General features: G+C 68.9%; 15 protein-coding genes. 8 read left to right on the forward strand and 7 right to left on the reverse strand.

Annotated elements, in window-relative coordinates:
- The 4 genes from KD1_RS08805 to dnaK form a co-directional block, all read right to left on the reverse strand.
- Window positions 1–456: heat shock protein transcriptional repressor HspR (locus KD1_RS08805; RefSeq protein ID WP_068400627.1), on the reverse strand; the 456-nt coding region annotated here is incomplete at its 3' end.
- Window positions 457–462: 6 nt separating this feature from the next.
- Window positions 463–1,485, reverse strand: a complete 1,023-nt coding sequence (locus KD1_RS08810) for a DnaJ C-terminal domain-containing protein (RefSeq protein ID WP_068400631.1) — start codon at window positions 1,483–1,485, stop codon at window positions 463–465.
- 71 nt (window positions 1,486–1,556) lie between these two features.
- Window positions 1,557–2,165 carry a nucleotide exchange factor GrpE gene (locus tag KD1_RS08815; RefSeq protein WP_068400637.1) on the reverse strand — a complete coding sequence of 203 codons (609 nt, stop codon included), beginning with the start codon at window positions 2,163–2,165 and terminating at the stop codon, window positions 1,557–1,559.
- Window positions 2,162–4,042 (reverse strand): molecular chaperone DnaK, encoded by a 1,881-nt coding sequence (dnaK, locus tag KD1_RS08820; protein ID WP_068400644.1) that lies wholly within the window; start codon window positions 4,040–4,042, stop codon window positions 2,162–2,164. The genes KD1_RS08815 and dnaK overlap by 4 nt, the downstream gene beginning before the upstream one ends.
- A gap of 379 nt (window positions 4,043–4,421) precedes the next feature.
- Here dnaK and KD1_RS08825 point away from each other — a divergent pair, with 379 nt between their 5' ends.
- Window positions 4,422–4,709 carry a hypothetical protein gene (locus KD1_RS08825; protein ID WP_217995847.1) on the forward strand — a complete coding sequence of 96 codons (288 nt, stop codon included), beginning with the start codon at window positions 4,422–4,424 and terminating at the stop codon, window positions 4,707–4,709.
- A gap of 25 nt (window positions 4,710–4,734) precedes the next feature.
- Here the strand turns inward: KD1_RS08825 and KD1_RS08830 are convergent, their stop codons facing one another.
- Entirely contained in the window at window positions 4,735–5,124 is a 390-nt protein-coding gene (locus tag KD1_RS08830) for a phage holin family protein (protein WP_068400674.1), read from the reverse strand.
- Window positions 5,125–5,276: 152 nt separating this feature from the next.
- Between KD1_RS08830 and KD1_RS08835 the strand changes: the two genes are divergently transcribed.
- The 3 genes from KD1_RS08835 (at window position 5,277) to KD1_RS08845 (ending at window position 9,745) form a co-directional block, all read left to right on the forward strand.
- A complete protein-coding gene (locus KD1_RS08835; protein WP_169795367.1) occupies window positions 5,277–5,963 on the forward strand; it encodes a VIT1/CCC1 transporter family protein in 687 nt (228 codons plus the stop codon).
- A complete protein-coding gene (locus tag KD1_RS08840; RefSeq protein ID WP_068400652.1) occupies window positions 5,960–7,297 on the forward strand; it encodes a DUF2252 domain-containing protein in 1,338 nt (445 codons plus the stop codon). Before KD1_RS08835 ends, KD1_RS08840 begins: the two co-directional genes overlap by 4 nt.
- 258 nt (window positions 7,298–7,555) lie before the next feature.
- A complete protein-coding gene (locus KD1_RS08845; protein ID WP_083542307.1) occupies window positions 7,556–9,745 on the forward strand; it encodes an MMPL family transporter in 2,190 nt (729 codons plus the stop codon).
- 44 nt (window positions 9,746–9,789) lie between these two features.
- Here the strand turns inward: KD1_RS08845 and KD1_RS08850 are convergent, their stop codons facing one another.
- Complete coding sequence (locus KD1_RS08850; protein WP_068400657.1) at window positions 9,790–11,979, reverse strand: glycoside hydrolase family 3 N-terminal domain-containing protein; 2,190 nt, start codon at window positions 11,977–11,979, stop codon at window positions 9,790–9,792.
- Window positions 11,980–12,022: 43 nt separating this feature from the next.
- Window positions 12,023–13,324, reverse strand: coding sequence for an MFS transporter (locus tag KD1_RS08855; RefSeq protein WP_068400660.1), 1,302 nt, complete (start codon window positions 13,322–13,324; stop codon window positions 12,023–12,025).
- 301 nt (window positions 13,325–13,625) lie between these two features.
- On the opposite strand from KD1_RS08855, the gene KD1_RS08860 reads away from it, so the two are divergent.
- From KD1_RS08860 to KD1_RS08875, 4 genes are all read left to right on the forward strand, one after another.
- A complete protein-coding gene (locus KD1_RS08860; protein WP_068400663.1) occupies window positions 13,626–15,119 on the forward strand; it encodes an alkaline phosphatase D family protein in 1,494 nt (497 codons plus the stop codon).
- 204 nt (window positions 15,120–15,323) lie between these two features.
- Window positions 15,324–15,761, forward strand: coding sequence for a hypothetical protein (locus KD1_RS08865; RefSeq protein WP_068400667.1), 438 nt, complete (start codon window positions 15,324–15,326; stop codon window positions 15,759–15,761).
- A gap of 109 nt (window positions 15,762–15,870) precedes the next feature.
- Entirely contained in the window at window positions 15,871–17,205 is a 1,335-nt protein-coding gene (gene nhaA / locus KD1_RS08870) for a Na+/H+ antiporter NhaA (RefSeq protein ID WP_068400670.1), read from the forward strand.
- A gap of 10 nt (window positions 17,206–17,215) precedes the next feature.
- Window positions 17,216–17,551, forward strand: a 336-nt coding sequence (locus tag KD1_RS08875; RefSeq protein ID WP_157073253.1) for a hypothetical protein, incomplete at its 3' end; no start/stop codon positions are given.

Here is a 17,551-nt window from a genome sequence, read left to right on the forward strand (position 1 = left end):
GGGGGCGAAGGCTCTCAACGGACGCCAGCGCACCAGCGCCTGCGACCGCTCCGTCGCCGGGCGCTCACCGTGCCGCATGGCGACCACATCGCCACTGGGCCCGACCGCGAAGAAGCGCTGCTGCGCTCCGGCCATCGCCCGCATGCGCTCGACCTCGATCTCGAGCTCGGCCACCCGCGCGCGCATGTGCGCCACGACCTCCTGCAGATCGAGGATCTGCTGGATGCCGGCGAGGCTGACGCCCTCCTCCTGGGAGAGTCGCTGCACCTCGCGCAGGCGCGCGATGTCATGCGCGGAGTAGCGTCGCCCTCCCCCGCGCGTCCGCGCCGGGCTGACGAGGCCGATCCGGTCGTACTGCCGCAACGTCTGGGCGTGCAGCCCCGACAGGTCCGCGGCGACCGAGATGACGAAGACCGGGGTGTCGTCCTCAGGCGAGAAGCTGCCTCGCGTGGCCATCACTCATCACGCCTTCGCCTGCGCCAGGAGCTCGGCGCGGGGGTCGTGATCGGCCCCGGTCTCGCGCAACGCCTCGACGGCGCGACGCTGCTCCGGGGTGAGCTCGGTCGGCACCACGACAACGACCTTCGCAATGAGGTCACCGGTGTGGGTCTTGGTCGCCACTCCCCGGCCCTTGAGCCGCAACTGGCGCCCGCTCGGGGTGCCCGGCGCGACCTTGACCTTGACCGTGCCGCCATCGAGGGTCGGCACCGGGATCGTCGCGCCCAACGTGGCCTCGGTGAACGTCACCGGCACCTCGACGACGAGGTTGTCGCCGTCGCGGCCGAACACCGGGTGCGGCGTGACCTGCACGGTGAGGATGAGGTCACCGCGCGACGCTCCGGCATCGCCGTGACCGCCCTTGCCGCGCAGCCGGATCTTCTGACCGTCCTTGACCCCGGCCGGGATGCGCGTGGTGACCTTCTCGCCACCGACCTGCAGCGTCGAGGTCGTGCCGGAGACGGCGTCGCGGAAACTCAGCGTCGTGCGCGCCTCCTGGTCGGCGCCGCGGCGCGGGCCGCGCTGGCCACCGAAGCCACCGGGGAATCCGCTCGGGCCGGCGTTCGAGCCACCCTGGCCGAACATGCGCAGCAGGTCTTCCAGGTCGGGGCTGGACGCGCCGCCACCGGAGGTGTCGAAGCGCACCCGCTGGCCACCGCTGCCGCCGCCACCGAACATGTTCGAGAAGACGTCCTCGAACCCGCCGTTGCCGGAACCGCCGGGACCACCGGCCGTGAACCGCGCTCCGCCACGCGACATCGCGCGGACGGCGTCGTACTCCTGGCGCTGCTCGGAGTCGGTGAGCACCGCGTTGGCCTCACCGATGTCCTTGAACTTCTGTTCCGCTGCGGTGTCGCCCGGGTTGCGGTCGGGGTGGTACTGCTTGGCCAGTTTGCGGTAGGCCTTCTTGATGGCCGCCGCGTCCGCGTCCTGCGGGACACCGAGGATCGCGTAGAAGTCCTTCTCGAACCAGTCCTGACTCGCCATCTCGGCGTCCTCCTTTCACTGAGGGATGTTGGGGGGCCGTGGCCGCCGCGGTGGGCGGCCACGGCCGGGGGTCACTCCGGTTCGGCGACGGTGACGCGGGCGGCACGCAGCACGCGTTCACCGGCCTTGTACCCGGGCTGGAGCACCGCGACCACCGTGGTGTCGGTGGCGTCCTGCGGGACCTGCGGGTCGTCGGAGGGCCACGGGGCGTTCATCAGGGCCTCGTGGTGCTCCGGGTTGAACGCCTCGCCGACGGCGCCGTAGCGGGCCAGGCCGTAGCGGCCGAGCACGGATTCGAGCTTGTCGGCGATCGCGGCCAGCGGCCCGCCCTCGGGCAGGTCACCGTGCTCGCGCGCGAGATGGAGGTCGTCGAGCACCGGGAGCAGCGCCTCGAAGACCCCGTGGATGGCCTGGTCCTTGGCGACGTCGCGGTCACGATCGACGCGCCGCTTGTAGTTGACGTACTCGGCCTGCAGTCGCTGCAGGTCCGCCAGCCGCTCGATGGCCAGGATCGAGTCCGGGTGGTCGTCGGTGGCCGGAGCGTCGTTCACGGGCTCGGTCGTCACGTCCGGAGCGTCGTTCGCAGGCTCGGTCGTCACGTCCGGAGCGTCGTGCGACGACTCCGCCGGGGCGGCGGCGGCCTGCTCGGCCCCCGCCGCCTCGTGCTGAGCGTCGGTCACTTGGACTCCTCTTCGTCAACGACCTCGGCGTCGACGACATCGTCGTCCGCGTTCGGCGCTCCGGTGTCACCCGGGTTCTGGGCGCCGTCGGCGGCGGCCTGCTCGGCGGCCGCGGCCTCATACATCGCCGCGCCCATCTTCTGGGACTCCTCGTTGAGGGTGTTGACCTTGGTGGTCAGGTCCTCGACGGAGGTGTTGGCCTCGGGCTTGAGGGCCTCCTTGAGATCGGCCAGCGCGTCGTCGACCGGCTTGCGCTGCTCGGCTCCGAGCTTCTCGCCGTTGTCGGCCAGGAACTTCTCGGTCGAGTAGACGAGGTTCTCGGCGTTGTTGCGAGCCTCGGTCTCCTCGCGGCGCAGCTTGTCCTCCTCGGCGTGGGCCTCGGCCTCGGCGACCATGCGCTCGATCTCCTCCTTCGACAGCGCGGAGCCGCCGGAGATGGTGATCTTCTGCTCCTTGCCGGTGCCGCGGTCCTTGGCGGAGACGTTCACGATGCCGTTGGCGTCGATGTCGAACGTGACCTCGACCTGCGGGATGCCGCGCGGGGCCGGCGCGATGCCGGAGAGTTCGAAGGTGCCCAGCGCCTTGTTCTGCTGCGCGATCTCACGCTCGCCCTGGAAGACCTGGATGAGCACGGAGGGCTGGTTGTCCTCAGCGGTCGAGAACACCTCGGAGCGCTTCGTCGGGATGGCCGTGTTGCGCTCGATGAGCTTGGTGAACAGGCCACCCTTGGTCTCGATGCCGAGCGAGAGCGGAGTGACGTCGATCAGGAGGACGTCCTTGCGCTCGCCCTTGAGGACACCGGCCTGCAGGGAGGCACCCGTCGCGACGACCTCATCGGGGTTGACGCCCTTGTTGGGCTCCTTGCCGCCGGTGAGTTCCTTGACGACGTCGACAACGGCGGGCATACGGGTCGAACCACCGACGAGCACCACGTGGTCGATCTGGGAGAGCGAGACTCCGGCGTCCTTGATGACGTTCTGGAACGGCTGCTTGGTGCGCTCGAGGAGGTCCTTGGTCATCTGCTCGAACTGCGCGCGGGTCAGCGACTCGTCCAGGTGGATCGGGCCGTTCTCACCCATCGACAGGTACTGCAGGTTGATCGAGGTCGAGTTGGCCGACGACAGCTCCTTCTTGGCCTGCTCGGCGGCGTCCCGGAGGCGCTGCATGGCGATCTTGTCCTTGGACAGGTCGACGCCGGAGGTGTTCTTCACCGTGGTGAGGAGGTGCTGGACGACGCGCTCGTCCCAGTCGTCGCCACCGAGGCGGTTGTCGCCGGAGGTGGCCTTGACCTGGATGGTGGCGAAGCCGTCGTCCGGGTCCTTGCCGACCTCGAGGAGGGAGACGTCGAACGTGCCGCCGCCGAGGTCGAAGACGAGGATGAGCTCGTCCTCCTTGCCCTTGTCGAGGCCGTACGCGAGCGCGGCCGCGGTCGGCTCGTTGACGATGCGCAGGACGTTCAGACCCGCGATCTCGCCGGCCTCCTTGGTGGCCTGGCGCTCGTGGTCGTCGAAGTAGGCCGGGACGGTGATGACCGCGTCGGTGACCTCTTCACCGAGGTAGGCCTCGGCGTCGCGCTTGAGCTTCTGGAGGATGCGGGCGCTGATCTCCTGCGGGGAGTACTGCTTGCCGTCGATGTCGGCGGTCTTCCAGTCGGTGCCCATGTGGCGCTTGACGGAGCGGATCGTGCGGTCGGCGTTGGTGACGGCCTGGCGCTTGGCGACCTCACCGACGAGGACCTCGCCGCTCTTGGAGAACGCGACGACGGACGGGGTGGTGCGGCCACCCTCGGCGTTCGCGATGATCGTGGGCTCGCCACCTTCGAGGACGGCGACAGCAGAGTTGGTGGTACCGAGGTCAATGCCGACGGCACGTGCCATGGTGGGGCTCCTTCGTTCGGGTTGAGTTGCTTCAACTCAAGTTAGTGCGGGTGGTTCGGGTTGCGCAAACTCTCGGTCGAGAACTTGAGTACACCAGACTCAACTTGCGGGTGGATGGGTTTGTTCCCGGGTGTCGCCGAGTGATGGTTTCGTGTCACTATCGCGCGGGTTAGGCCACCCGGATCCATCACTCGGCGTGGGCGTTGGTGCTGGCGCCATGGCAACGTGCGAGCGCCACACGAACCCGCGAGCGTCACGGGTTATGACGTGTGGCGGAGCGTCGTTTCGGTGGCACTCGGCGAACCCTCGCGCCAGGCCGGGGTCACCGCTAGGGTCGTGGCCACGTACGCACCAACCACAGGGGGACACGATGGGTTTCTTGGACAAGGCACTCAAGACCGCGAGCGATCTGACCAATCAGGCGGGCGCCAAGCTGGCCGAGCAGGGGGTCGCCGTCCCGGGGACGTCCGCGGGCGAAGCCACGAAGCTGTACCAGGAACTGGGTCAACTCGTGCACGCGGAGCACCGTGGCGCCAGCGTCGACCCGGCTCGCCGCACCGAGTTGCTCACGCGCCTCGACGCCTTGGCCGATCAGGCCGCGGCGGCCCCGGAGCCGGAGCCCACTGACACCGCGCAGCCCCCGCCGCCCCCGCCGCCGGTCGGCTGACACGGTGTCATCGCCCACCGCGCCGCTACGCGGGGGCGTGCCTGGCCTGTCGGTCCTTGAGGAAGAGGATCGGCAGCACCCAGGCGCCCAGTGCCGTGACGATCCAGACCACGAGCGTGGCCAGGACCCACGTCGCGATCCCGGAAATGGTCAAACCGCCCGGGAAGAGCGACGCGATGAGCAGTGCCACAAACGTCGAGATCAGACCAATACCACCCAACAGGGGCGAGGCATACTTGCGCGCCACATTGAAGATGAAGGGCGCCAACAGACTCTGCGCGAGCGCGAAGACCACCACCGCGACGATGAATCCGGAAACGGAAAGGGTCACGTCCGGTAGAAGAAGTGCGGCCACGAGAAGTCCGAGGGCGGCAGTGCCCAGAAAGATCGCCGCGCGAATGAGAAAACGGACCATCGGGCTCACCGGTTTCCTGCTCGAAGGACGGAACAGCGACAAGGCCGCCGCACACCCCATTATGGCCTCGCAACCGACCCCGCGGCGGGCGAATGTGCGCGATTCGACTGGGTCGCCTGCGATTTCATCCCGGCCGTGCCATGCTCCGATCCATGGAGTCACCGCGGATTCGATGGCTGCCCGGCGCGGACAAGGTGCGCGCGCGCGTCCCGGACATCAATGACGGCGTCCTGGCCGTGGCGGGCCTCGCCGAGGGATTGAGCGTCGCAGGCCAGTCCCGCTCGCTCGCGACGATCATCTCGGTCGCCGCCTTCGCCGGAGCCTTGTCGACCGCGGGCACGAAGTTTGCGGAGGAGTCGGCCGAGCGCGAGGTCCAGCTCGACCTCATCCGGGCGGAACGACGACTCCTGTCATTGGAGCCCGAAGAGGAACTCGCCGAGCTCACCGAGCACTTCGTGGCCAAGGGGGTCAGCGAGGGCACAGCGCGGCAGGTGGCCGAGGAGTTGCATGCCGCCGATGCCCTGACCGCCCAACTGGAGACGGAGTACGGCATCACGGAGCTGATCTCCGCCCGACGCCCCTTCACCGAGGCATTCTCCTCCGGGATGTCCTTCTTTCTCGGCGCCACGGTGCCGGCGGTGTTGGCCATCGTCGTTCCGCGCCCTTGGGTTGAGGAATACATCGTGGTCGGGGTGTTCATCTCATTGACCATCACGGCGATCGTGCTCTCACGACTGGGACAGACCCACGTCATTGCGACCATTGCTCGATCCCTGCTCATTGGAATCGCGACAATGCTGACCGCCGTCATCGCGGCAACGATAGTCTCCGAGATATGAGCATCCCGTTACGCCCCAGCACCCGGGAACTCGTGGACACCGGACGCCGCCTGCGAAAGCAGATCCCCAGATCCAGCCTCGCGGTGCTGACCACTTCCGACCGCGACCCGCTGGGAATTCTTGAGGAACAGAATTCCACGCGGTTGCCAGAACTCATTCCCCTGCGCACCGAGCGCATGTCGCACAGCGCGTTCACCTTCTACCGTGGCACCGCGGCGATCATGGCGGCCGACCTGGCGAACTCGCCGACCACGGACATCCGGGTGGCCGCCTGCGGGGACGCCCACGTGGCGAACTTCGGCTTTTACGCCTCCCCGCAGCGAACGCTGGTCTTCGACCTCAACGACTTCGACGAGGCCGCCGTCGCACCGTGGGAGTGGGACCTGAAGCGCCTCGTGGCCAGCGTCATCATCGGCGGTCGAGACGCCGGGCGCACCCCGGGTCGCATTGAGTCGGCGGCCCGCCACACGGTTCTGGCCTACCGACACGCCTTGCGGGCCAGCCTTGAGCACACGCCGCTGGAGCGGTACTTCACCCATTTCGATCCGGAGGGCGGTGTGGTTCAGGCTCTCGACCGGTCCTCACGGCAGGCGCTGCAGGCGGCCATCAAAGGGGCCCGCAAGCGCACCGGGGGACGCGCCGTTCGGCGCCTGACCACACGGGGCTCCGACGGGCGTCTCGCGTTCGTGTCCATCCCCCCGACGATGACCCCGTTGCCCGCGGACCGGCAGGCATTGGCCCAGAGCGCGATCGACGGCTACCTGCGCAGCGCGAAGCCGGACGTGGCCCTCATGCTGAGCCAGTACTCCCAGGTCGACACCGCCCGACGGGTCGTCGGGGTCGGCAGCGTCGGCACCCGATGCGTGTTGGTGGCCTTCCAGGACGGTGAGGGCCACGGTCTGATCATGCAGGCCAAGGAGGCCGGGCCGAGCGTCCTGGCCACGTACGGGCGCATCGCTCAGCCCGCCGTCGTCGCCGACCTCGTGGCCGAGCATGGCCAGGGCGCTCGGGTGGTGTCGCTCCAGCGCATCCTCCAGGCGGTCTCGGATCCGTTCCTCGGGTGGGTCCAACTCGACGATGTCGACCTGTACGTGCGGCAGTTCCATGACCTGAAGGGTGGATTCGAGTTCGCCGAGCTCGATGATCGCCCCTACCTCGACTACTCCCGGGCCTGTGCGATCACGCTGGCGCGCGCCCACAGCCAATCCGGCCAGGCGGCGGTCGCGGCGGGGTACATCGGCTCCGGGCGAGCGGTCGCCGACGCCATCGTCGAATGGTCGCTGGCGTATGCCGACATGGCCGAGGCCGACTACCGCGCGTTCCTGGCGGAGTAGCGAGCCCGGCGCCCGCCGCGCACGTGCGACGCAGTGGTCGCTCTAGCAGCCACTACGTCGCATGCGAGCAGGACGATCGCGGAAAACCAGGTTGACCCTCCCCACCGGCCGAGAGCACACTGTCCTGTTGTGACCTGAGTCACAAACGAACGCCGACGCACCGACTCAACCGTGCCGCCGACACGTCCACGGCCGGCACCACGCCGACCCGCACCGCTTCACTCCACTCAGTCGGCCACGCCCCGGGGGGCAGGCGTCATGTTTCAGTCATCCAGGTCCGCACGGCACGCCGATTCCGGCCCGCCACCCACCGACGTCGGCCCGCCAGCCACCGACGTCGGCACGGCCGCCCGCATCCCCTCGTCGCGCCGCCTCAAGTGGGTCGTCCTCGCCTTCTGGATCGTCGTTCTGGCCCTGACGTTCACCCCCGCCGGCAAACTCACCAGCGCCCTCAACGATGAGGCCGCCTCCTGGCTGCCGGCCAATGCCCAGTCGACCCAGGTCGTCAAGGAGATCGAGGCCTTCCAGTCCAAGAACGAGGCTCCGGCCGTGCTCGTCTTCGACCGGCCCGGCGGCCTGACGCGCGCCGATCAGACCGCGGTTCAAGCCTTGGCCGCCGACTTCAAGGGTCTCGACCACGTCACGAACGTCGCCGGACCCATCCCGTCGCAGGACGGCCAGGCCCTACAACTCATCGTCGGGGTTGACGCCGGCGACGGCGGCTGGAACCAGATGGTCGACGTGGCCGATGCCATGAAGTCCGCAGCCGCCTCCCGCCCGGACGGCCTGACGCTCCACCTCACCGGCCCGGTCGGATTCGCCGTCGACTCCGCCAGCGCCTTCGCCGGCATCGACGGCAAGCTGCTCTACTCCGCCGCGACCGTGGTCATCATCATCCTGCTGCTGACCTACCGCAGCCCGGTGCTCTGGCTCGTGCCCGTCATCTGCGCCGCCACCTCACTGACCGTGGCGCAGGCCGTCATCTACCTCCTCGCCCGCGACGACACCCTGACCGTCAACTCGCAGAGCTCGGGCATCCTCACCGTCATCGTCTTCGGCGCCGCCACCGACTACGCCCTGCTGCTGGTCGCGCGCTACCGCGAGGAACTCCGGCGACACGAGGACCGGCACGAGGCCATGGCCCTGGCGCTACACCGCTCCGGCCCGGCCATCATCGCCTCGGGCCTGACGGTCATCGCCGGTCTGCTCTGCCTGCTCTTCGCCACGATGAACTCGACCAAGGGCATGGGCCCGGTCGCGGCCATCGGCATCGCGGTGGGCCTGATCGTCATGCTCACGCTGCTGCCGGCGCTGCTCGTCGTCGCCGGTCGGTGGGTGTTCTGGCCGCTGGTGCCGCATTACGGCTCGACGGATCGCAGTACGACCGGGGCGTGGGCCCGCATCGGCTCGCGTATTGCCCGGGCCCCGCGGCGCACGTGGGTCATCACCTCGGTGATCCTGCTGGCCGCGTCGGTCGGGGTGCTGCAACTCAACCCGACCGGGCTGCAGAACAAGGACGCGTTCTACAACACGCCGGAGTCCGTCATCGGCGAGCAGGTGGTGGCGCGCCACTTCCCGGCCGGCGCGGGGTCACCGGTCATGGTGCTGTCCAACGCCGCCGCGGCCGGTGGCGTCGCCGCCGCCATCCAGACCGACTCGGGGGTGGCCTCAGTGGCACCGCCGGTCACACGGGGCGGGCGTTCCCTGCTCATGGTCACCCTGACCGACGCCCCCGACTCCCCGGCGGCAACCGACACCGTCGATCGGCTCCGCGCCGACATCGCCACGGTCCCGGGGGCCGACGCCATCGCCGGTGGCGACACGGCGATCCGCGCCGATACGCTGCGCGCCTCACGCACCGACAGCCTGCGGATCATCCCGATCATCCTGACCGTGGTGTTCCTGATCCTGATGCTCCTGCTACGGGCCCTGGTTGCGCCGGTGCTGCTCATCGCGACCGTGGTGTTGTCCTTCGCGGCAGCCTCGGGCCTCAGTGCGCTCATCTTCCGCCACGTGCTGGACTTCCCCGGAGCCGATCCATCCCTCCCGCTGTTCGCCTTCGTGTTCCTGGTCGCGCGGGGGATCGACTACAACATCTTCCTCATGACCCGCGTGCGGGAGGAGTCGACGCGGGTCGGCACCCGGCGCGGCGCCCTGATCGGGTTGGCCGCCACCGGTGGGGTCATCACCTCGGCCGGCCTGGTGCTGGCGGGCACGTTCGCGGTGCTCGCCACGCTGCCGGTGGTCGCGTTCGCCGAGATCGGGATCATCGTGGCGCTGGGTGTGCTGCTCGACACCCTCGTCGTGCGGTCGGTGCTGGTCACGGCCCTGACCCTGGATCTGGGCGGGCGGATGTGGTGGCCGAGTTGGCTGGCGCGCCGCGATGGCGACCTGTCGCAGGGGACCGGCGCGCCAACGAATTCCCTTGTGACCCATCGGTCGTCATAGCAACCGATGTGTCACAAGGGAATCAGTGCGACGCGGAAACGTGATCAGTCGGTCACGGTGAACTCGGTCGCCAACTCCGCCGCCGCACTGCCGCCGACATAGACGTCGAAGGTCGAGGCGTCGACCACCCAGTCACGCGTCGCCGCGCTCCAGTACCGCCGCTGCGCCGGGCCGACCTCGAAGGTGACGCGCTCGGTCGCCCCCGCCGCGACGGCGATCCGCCGATAGCCCTTGAGCTGCCGCATTGGGCGCGACGACGTGCCGTGGCGCTGGTGCAGGTAGAGCTGCGCGACCTCGACGCCATCGACGGAGGACGTGTTCGTCACGTCGACCGACACCGTCACCGACTCGTCGCGTCCCACGCTCGCTCGATCAACGGCGATCCGGGAATGTTCGAACGTCGCGTAACTCAGCCCGTGCCCGAACGGAAACAGCGGTGTCGATTCCTCGTCCCAGTAGCGGCGCCACTGCTTGCTCGGGTCGTGCGAGCGCGTGACGGCGTGGTGGATCGGCACCTGCCCGACGCTGCGCGGCCACGTGAACGGCAGCTTGCCGGCGGGCACCGCGTCGCCCAGCAGCAGATCGGCGACCGCCGCGCCGCCCTGGGTGCCGGGGTACCAGACGTCCAGGATCGCCGGCACATTCTCGGTGGCCCAGACAATATCGAGCGGTCGGCCATTCATGAGCACGAGCACCGTGGGGGTGCCGGTCGCGACGACCTCCTGCAGCAGCCGCAGCTGATCGCCCGGCAACTCGAGGGAGGCTCGTGAGGCGCCTTCGCCGATCATGTCCTGTCGTTCACCGAGCACGACGATGGCCACGTCGGCCTCACTGGCGTGCGCGACGGCCCGGTCGAGCTCGGCCGGAGCGTCGATCGGCTCGGTCAGGCCGCGGGGTGGGCCGCTCGTGCCCTGGCCCATCTCCTCGAACATCGACTCGTAGGTGCGCTCGGGCAGGGCAGCGCCCACCGCATAGGTCACCTCGGCGCGGCCCTCGAAGCGCGCGCGCAGCCCGTCGAGGATCGTCACCGTCTCGTCGAGGTCGTAGTCGAAGACCCAGGGCCCGAGCGTGTCGCGCGGCGAGTCGGCGAGGTGGCCGATGACGGCGACCTTCGACAGCGCATCTGCGTCGAGCGGCAGCGCGCCATCCTCGTTGCGCAACAACACCGCGCTCCGCGCCGCCGCCTCGCGAGCAACCTCGCGGTGCGCCGGGTCGGCGAGCACCTGCGCCGCCACGGCCTCGTCGACGAACACGTTCTCGAAGAGACCGAGCTGCTCCTTGACGGTGAGGAGGCGGCGCACGCTCTCGTCGATGCGCTCGATGGTGACGAGCCCGTTCTCGACAGCGGCCTCCAGGTGCCCGAAGGCCGGATCGTGGATCGCCATCTCGAGGTCGAGGCCGGCGTTGATCGCCCGCACGCCCGCGTCGGCCAGGTCACGCGCGAAGTGGTGGGTCCACAGATCGCGGGCCGAGTTGGCGTCGGAGACGACGAAACCCTCGAAGCCGAGGTGCTCGCGCAGGATGTCGGTGAGCAGCCACCGGTTGCCCGTCGCCGGGACGCCGTTGAGGTCCATGTAGGCGGCCATGATGTTGCCCGCCCCGGCGTCGACGGCCGCGCGGAACGGTTCGAGGTAGACGTTGTAGAACTCCTGGTCGGAGATGTCGGCCTCGTCGTAGTCCCGGCCGCCGAGGGCCGCGCCGTACCCGGCGAAGTGCTTGGGGCCGGCGACGACGCGGTCGGAGTCTCCGAGCTGCGCTCCTTGAAGACCGCGCACCTGCGCCGCGGCGACGTCACCACCGAGCAGCGGATCTTCGCCCGCGCCCTCGATCATGCGCCCCCATCTCGGGTCGCGGGCGATGTCGACCATCGGCGCGAACGCCCAGTGGATGCCCACGGCGCGGGCCTCGCGGGCGGCGACGGTCTGGGCGCGTTCGATGAGGTCGGTGTCCCAGCTCGCGGCCAGCGCGATCGGCACCGGGAAGATCGTGCGCAGGCCGTGGATGACGTCGAAGCCCACCAGGAGCGGAATCTGGTGCCGGCTACCCTCCAGCGCCTGCTTCTGCAGCCGGTTGAGGACGGCCGGGTCGGTGACGAAGAGCACCGACCCGACTCCGCCGCGCGCGAGGTGTTCCTCGACCTCGTCGACCTGGAAGTAGAAGTACTGCGTCAGTTGACCGACCTTCTCGGCGGTGGTCATCTGGGCGAGGAGGTTTTCGACGCGAGGTGAGCTCACGGGTGCATCCCTTCGGGTGGTGACGGTCGGGTGGTCAACGTGGTCAGCGAACTGCCTTGATGGGGATGACGGCGAGCGCGCCGAGCAGGGCGACCACCGCCGCGACCATGAACAACATGTCGTAGTTGGTGCCGTCGGAATTGATGTTGAGCAGCAGGCCACCGAAGGCGCCGGCGAGGGACTGCGGCAGGGAGTTGGCGATGTTCATCACGCCCAGATCCTTCGCCGAGTCGTCGGGGTTGGGCAGCACGTCGACGACCAGGGCCATGTCGACGGCCCAGTACAGGCCGTAGCCGGCGCCGATGACAGCTTCGACGACGTAGAACTGCGGCACGGAGTCGACGTGGACGAGGAGGTAGGTGCCCACGGCGAAGATCGCGGCCGCGAGGACGACGAAGATCTTGCGCCGGCCCGTGCGGTCGGACAGGTAGCCACCGATCTGCGAGGTGATGACGATGGCGATGGTGTAGATCAGCACGCCGAAGGTGATGGTGTGCACGGCTTCGTCGGTGGTCAGCCCGACCCGGTTCTCGAGGAAGAACACGCGGAAGGTGATGAAGAGGAACGACGCGAGGATGACCATGAAGCGCGAGATCCAGGCCCAGCCGAAGTCCGGGTAGCGCAGTGGGTTGACCCAGAAGGAGGACAGGAGTCGTCCCCAACTTCCCGGCTCGGGGTGCACCCGAACCTGGCGGTCGGGCAGGACGAAGCAGTACCCCAGCACGACGACCATCGCGACGACGGCCGGCACGAGGAAGAGCAGCAGCATGTTGTGGGTGAACCAGCTGGCGACATAGGCCGCGGCGAGGATGCCGAGGTTCTGCATGACGCCGACGTTGGCGGAGATGCGGCCGCGCTGTTCTTCGGGGACATGATCGGCGATGGTCGCCAGCAGCGGCGCCAGGACCATGTTTCCGCCGATCTGACCGACGATCCAGCCGATGAGCACGACGGGGACCGAGGGCGCCACGGCGATGAGAAACAACCCGATGAACAGGACGACGGTGCCGGCGGCCATCCACGGTCGGCGGCGCCCCCAGCGCGAGGTGGTGCGGTCGGAGAGGTGGCCCACGATGGGGTTGGCGACCATGGCGACGAGGGCGGCCACGGACAGCACGAGCCCCAGTGACGAGGCCTCCTGATCCTTCGGCACCAGCGTGCCGATCTTGAGGGCCAGGCTGACGGTGACCGGCGCGAGCAGCGCGAGGAAGATGGCGAACTGCGCCAAGGCCATCATCACGACGACCGGCGTCGGTGCCTTCTGCGTGGGAACGATGTCCTCCGGGTAGGGAGGCAGCGTGTCGGCCGCGCTCACGCTGCCAGAACTGGGGGCCCGCTCAGACATCTCGGTGACTCCTTCGCCACGACCCCGCCCGGACTGGCGCGGCCGCGGGGTTCCGGGATTCATTATGTCGAAAGGGGAATGACGTGTGGCGGGGGGTTGACGCATGGGGCTGAACACCGTTCTGTCGTGTCACACCGGTGGCTATGGCAACCGATGTGTCACGAGGCGTTGGGGCACGCGCCCCGCGGTGTTCATCGGCGCGTCGTTGATGGTTCACCTATGGACCCGTGGGGACTCGCTACGTTGCTCGCTGCCTTCTCCTCGATGAGGAGGCAGCCCTCACCTTCAACACGGAGATTTCATGCCCCCCAGCAGTACCCCAACCCCTCTCGAATCGCCCATTTCGCGCCGTGGTCTCCTGACCGGTGCGGCCGCCGGCGCCGTCCTGGCAACCTTGCCGCACACGAGCGCCTCGGCTGCCGGCGTCGGCACCTTCGGCGGCGATCCCTTCACCTTGGGGATCGCCTCCGGAGACCCCGACGCGACCTCCGTCGTGCTCTGGACCCGGCTCGCACTCAAGCCCCTGGACCCGGACTTCGGCATGCAGCCGCGCAAGTTCCCGGTGCACTGGCAGGTGGCTCACGATGAGCGCTTCGAGCAGATCGTCCAAGAGGGGACCACCTTCGCACTCCCCGAGAACAACCACTCCGTCCACGTCATCCCGCAAGGTCTGGAGCCCGACCGCTGGTACTTCTACCGCTTCCGCGCCGGCTCGGAGCTCAGTCCGGTCGGGCGCACCCGAACCTTGCCGGCCCCGGGCGCACCCACCAACTCGTTCACGGTCGTCCACGCGTCGTGTCAGAACTGGCGCGAAGGCCTCTACACCGCCTGGCGCGAGATCGCCAACGACTCGGTCGACCTCGTCCTGTTCCTGGGTGACTACATCTACGAGGGCAACATCGGAGCGCCGTCCAGTTACCTTCCGCGGGCGCCTCTCGTGCTACCCGACCATGCCCGTGCCGCGTGCCTGGAACTGGAGAACTACCGCTACCGCTACACCTTCTACAAAATGGATGCCGACCTCCAGGCCGCCCATGCGTCGGTGCCGTTCGTCCCGATCTGGGACGACCACGAGGTCGTCAACGACTTCAAGGGCCCAGTGGAGACCGGGTCGCGGCTCAAGCGGGCGGCCGGCGCCTACCGCGCGTGGTGGGAGAACATGCCGACCAGGCTCCCCCGGCCCAGCGGCACCTCCATGAAGATCTACCGTCGACTCGAGGTGGGCGACCTGATGCAGATCGACATGCTCGACAGCCGTCAGTACCGCACGGCTGACAACGACCCGGTCGTCTCCCGACTCGGCAACGAGCAGGAGGCGTGGCTCATCGACGGGATCCGGCCGAACGGCCCGCGCTGGAATGTCCTCGCCCAGGGGCAGCAACTGGGGAACATCCCCCAGGCGAGCCCGACGAGGAACCGGATCTACGGGGCCTACTACGAGCGCGGTGTTCAGCCGGTGATCCTGTCCGGAGACATGCACTGGACGGTCGTCCTGGACGCCCTGCTCGACGTGCCGAACGCCGACAGCCCCATCGTGGGCACGGAGTTCATCGGCACCTCGATCACGTCGACCGGAGACGGCCCGGGCAACCCCGCCACGAAGCGCAACTGGTTGAAGAACCCCTGGGTCAAGTACGTCGACGGCCTGCGCGGCTACATCAAGACCGAGTACACCCACACCGGAGTGACCGCCGTGCAACATGATGTCGAGTTCGTCAGCCGCCCCGGCGGCCGGGGATTCGACGCTCAGAAGTTCTTCATCGAGCCGGGACGCGCCGGCGTGCAGCTTCTCTGATCGCGGATCTGGCTCGCTGATCTCGCAGAGCACGGGCCGGATCCTCCTGGGATCCGGCCCGTCGCGATCAGAGCTTGGCCGGCGGGTGTGGCCGTGGTCACGACGCTCCGGATGCCCCCAGCCACACGGCGCTCCGGCGATAGCGTGAAGTCGAGGCGCGGTAACCGCCCACGGTGGGCGGCGAGCGCCGATCCGGAGGGCAGCATGACCACCGACCACGCCACCACCCGACGCTGGCCGCCCGGGTTCACCGTCGCCGCCGGCGCCTTCTACACCTGCATGGCCGGCGTCCACATCGGGGTCGTCGCCGCCGACCCGCAGGTGTACGCAAGTTACGGTGAGAGCGCCTCCATGTCGTGGGTCTCCACCCTGTGGGCCGACATCTTCATGGCGCGGCCCGGCTTCTGGGGGCTCGTCGCCGCGGCGATCGAAATCACCATCGGCGTGCTGCTGCTCGTCGGCGGGCGCGCGTCGAAACTCGGCTGGATCGCGGTCGCAGCATTCCAGGTCGCGCTGATCCTGCTCGGCTGGCTCTATCTGGTCTGGATCGTCCCCGCCCTGGTGATCGCCACGCTCGCCGCCCGCCACGATTGGCCGCGACTCGAGCGGCCCCCTCTCGAGCAGCCCCGTCTCGCGGGTTGAACACCAGCACGACACCCTTCCCATCTGGTGAGTCGAGGCCCTAGGGTCGGACGCGGTGTGCCGGGAAGTCTGGTCGGCGGTCCTGTCCGCGACCCCGAAAGACCCTGCCATGACACCGACGTCACCGACCGATCCGCACGCGACCGAGCCGCACGAGACTCAGCCACGCCTGTCGATTGGCCGCGCCACCTACCGCGAGTTCGTCCGCATCGAGACCCTGCTGCGCCAGGAGACCGTCGGCGGATTCCTCCTCGTCAGCGCCGCCCTCATCGCCCTGATCTGGGCCAACACCCCATGGACCGACGCGTACTTCACGCTGCGCGACACCGAAGTGGGCTACGCACCCTGGCATCTGCGCCTCTCCCTCGGCTCCTGGGCGGCCGACGGACTCCTCGCCATCTTCTTCTTCCTCGTCGGCCTCGAACTCAAACGCGAGATCGTCGCCGGCGACCTGCGCCAGTTCGACCGCGCGATCGTCCCGGTGGCCGCGGCGGCCGGTGGCGTCATTGTGCCGGCGCTGACCTTCGCGGCGATCAACGTCACCCACCCCGAGGCGCTGCGCGGCTGGGCGACCCCGACCGCCACCGACATCGCCTTCGCCGTGGCGGTGCTGGCCATCGTCGGCTCACGTCTGCCGGCTGCGTTCCGGATCTTCCTGCTCACCCTGGCCGTCGTCGACGACCTCATCGCGATCATCATCATCGCCGCCGTCTACACCACCGACCTCAACCTGACGATGCTCGCCTGGTCGATCGTCCCCCTGGTCGCCTACGCGATCGTCGCGCGTCGAGGTCGACGGTTCCTGCGCCAATCCTGGACCCGCGCCTGGATCGTGCTCCTGCCGATCGGAGCGGTGTTCTGGGCCTTGATCCACGCCTCCGGCATCCACGCCACGATCGCCGGTGTCGTGCTGGGCTTCGTCGTGCCGGTGCGGGTGCGTCTCGATCGCGGCGAGCCGCACGACGCTCCGGGCCTGGCCGAGGTGTTCGAGCACCGCCTGCGGCCCCTGTCGGCCGGGTTCGCCGTGCCGGTGTTCGCCTTCTTCGCCGCCGGGGTCACGGTCGGCGGGTGGGCCGGGCTGTCGTCGGCGCTCACCTCGACGGTGACACTCGGGATCATCGTGGGGCTGGTGGTCGGCAAACCGATCGGGATCGTCGGGACGACCTGGCTGCTGACGAAACTCACCCGCAGTTCGCTCGACCCGTCCATCACGTGGGTCGACCTGTTCGGCATGGGCGTGCTGACCGGGATCGGCTTCACCGTCTCGCTGCTCGTCGCCGAACTCAGCTTCGGCATCGGCACGGCGTTGGGCGACCACGCGAAGGTCGGTATTCTGCTGGCGTCGCTGCTGGCCGCCGTGGCAGGGTCATTACTCCTCGGGGCCCGCAATCGCCACTACCGCGCCCTCGGCGTGTCGAACGCACCTGCACCACCAGTCACGTAGGATCGTGACCATGACTAGCTCGGTCCACCCCCACGCCCCGGCCTCCGGCGCCCGCCCCACCCCGCGCCTGGTGCCCAAGGCGGCGACCGACGACTACATCGACGAGGTGACCGCCCGGCTTGACGGTGCGATGAACGCCACCACGACCGCGCAGGGCGAGGTCGCCGACGCCGTGACGGCCCAGTTGGCCACGCTCAACGCCGCCACGCTCAACGCCGCCACCCCGACCGAGCGGGTGGCCCTCGCGCTGCCGTCGTTCGAGGTGCTCAACGCGGCTCCGGCGCGCGAGCTGATCGCCCCGGCCCCGACCCCGCGGGCGCTGCTGACCACGACGCCGGCCGAGGTC

Origin of the sequence: Kribbia dieselivorans NBRC 106261, from assembly GCF_001552435.1 — a bacterium.
In the GTDB taxonomy this organism is placed as follows: Bacteria; Actinomycetota; Actinomycetes; order Actinomycetales; family Dermatophilaceae; genus Kribbia; species Kribbia dieselivorans.

Coding starts and splice junctions, on each gene's coding strand:
- nhaA (WP_068400670.1), top strand. CDS start 15,871: ATGACACCGACGTCACCGACCGATCCGCACGCGACCGAGCCGCACGAG.
- dnaK (WP_068400644.1), bottom strand. CDS start 4,042: ATGGCACGTGCCGTCGGCATTGACCTCGGTACCACCAACTCTGCTGTC.
- KD1_RS08810 (WP_068400631.1), bottom strand. CDS start 1,485: ATGGCGAGTCAGGACTGGTTCGAGAAGGACTTCTACGCGATCCTCGGT.
- KD1_RS08835 (WP_169795367.1), top strand. CDS start 5,277: ATGGAGTCACCGCGGATTCGATGGCTGCCCGGCGCGGACAAGGTGCGC.
- KD1_RS08830 (WP_068400674.1), bottom strand. CDS start 5,124: ATGGTCCGTTTTCTCATTCGCGCGGCGATCTTTCTGGGCACTGCCGCC.
- KD1_RS08845 (WP_083542307.1), top strand. CDS start 7,556: ATGTTTCAGTCATCCAGGTCCGCACGGCACGCCGATTCCGGCCCGCCA.
- KD1_RS08855 (WP_068400660.1), bottom strand. CDS start 13,324: ATGTCTGAGCGGGCCCCCAGTTCTGGCAGCGTGAGCGCGGCCGACACG.
- KD1_RS08860 (WP_068400663.1), top strand. CDS start 13,626: ATGCCCCCCAGCAGTACCCCAACCCCTCTCGAATCGCCCATTTCGCGC.
- KD1_RS08865 (WP_068400667.1), top strand. CDS start 15,324: ATGACCACCGACCACGCCACCACCCGACGCTGGCCGCCCGGGTTCACC.
- KD1_RS08840 (WP_068400652.1), top strand. CDS start 5,960: ATGAGCATCCCGTTACGCCCCAGCACCCGGGAACTCGTGGACACCGGA.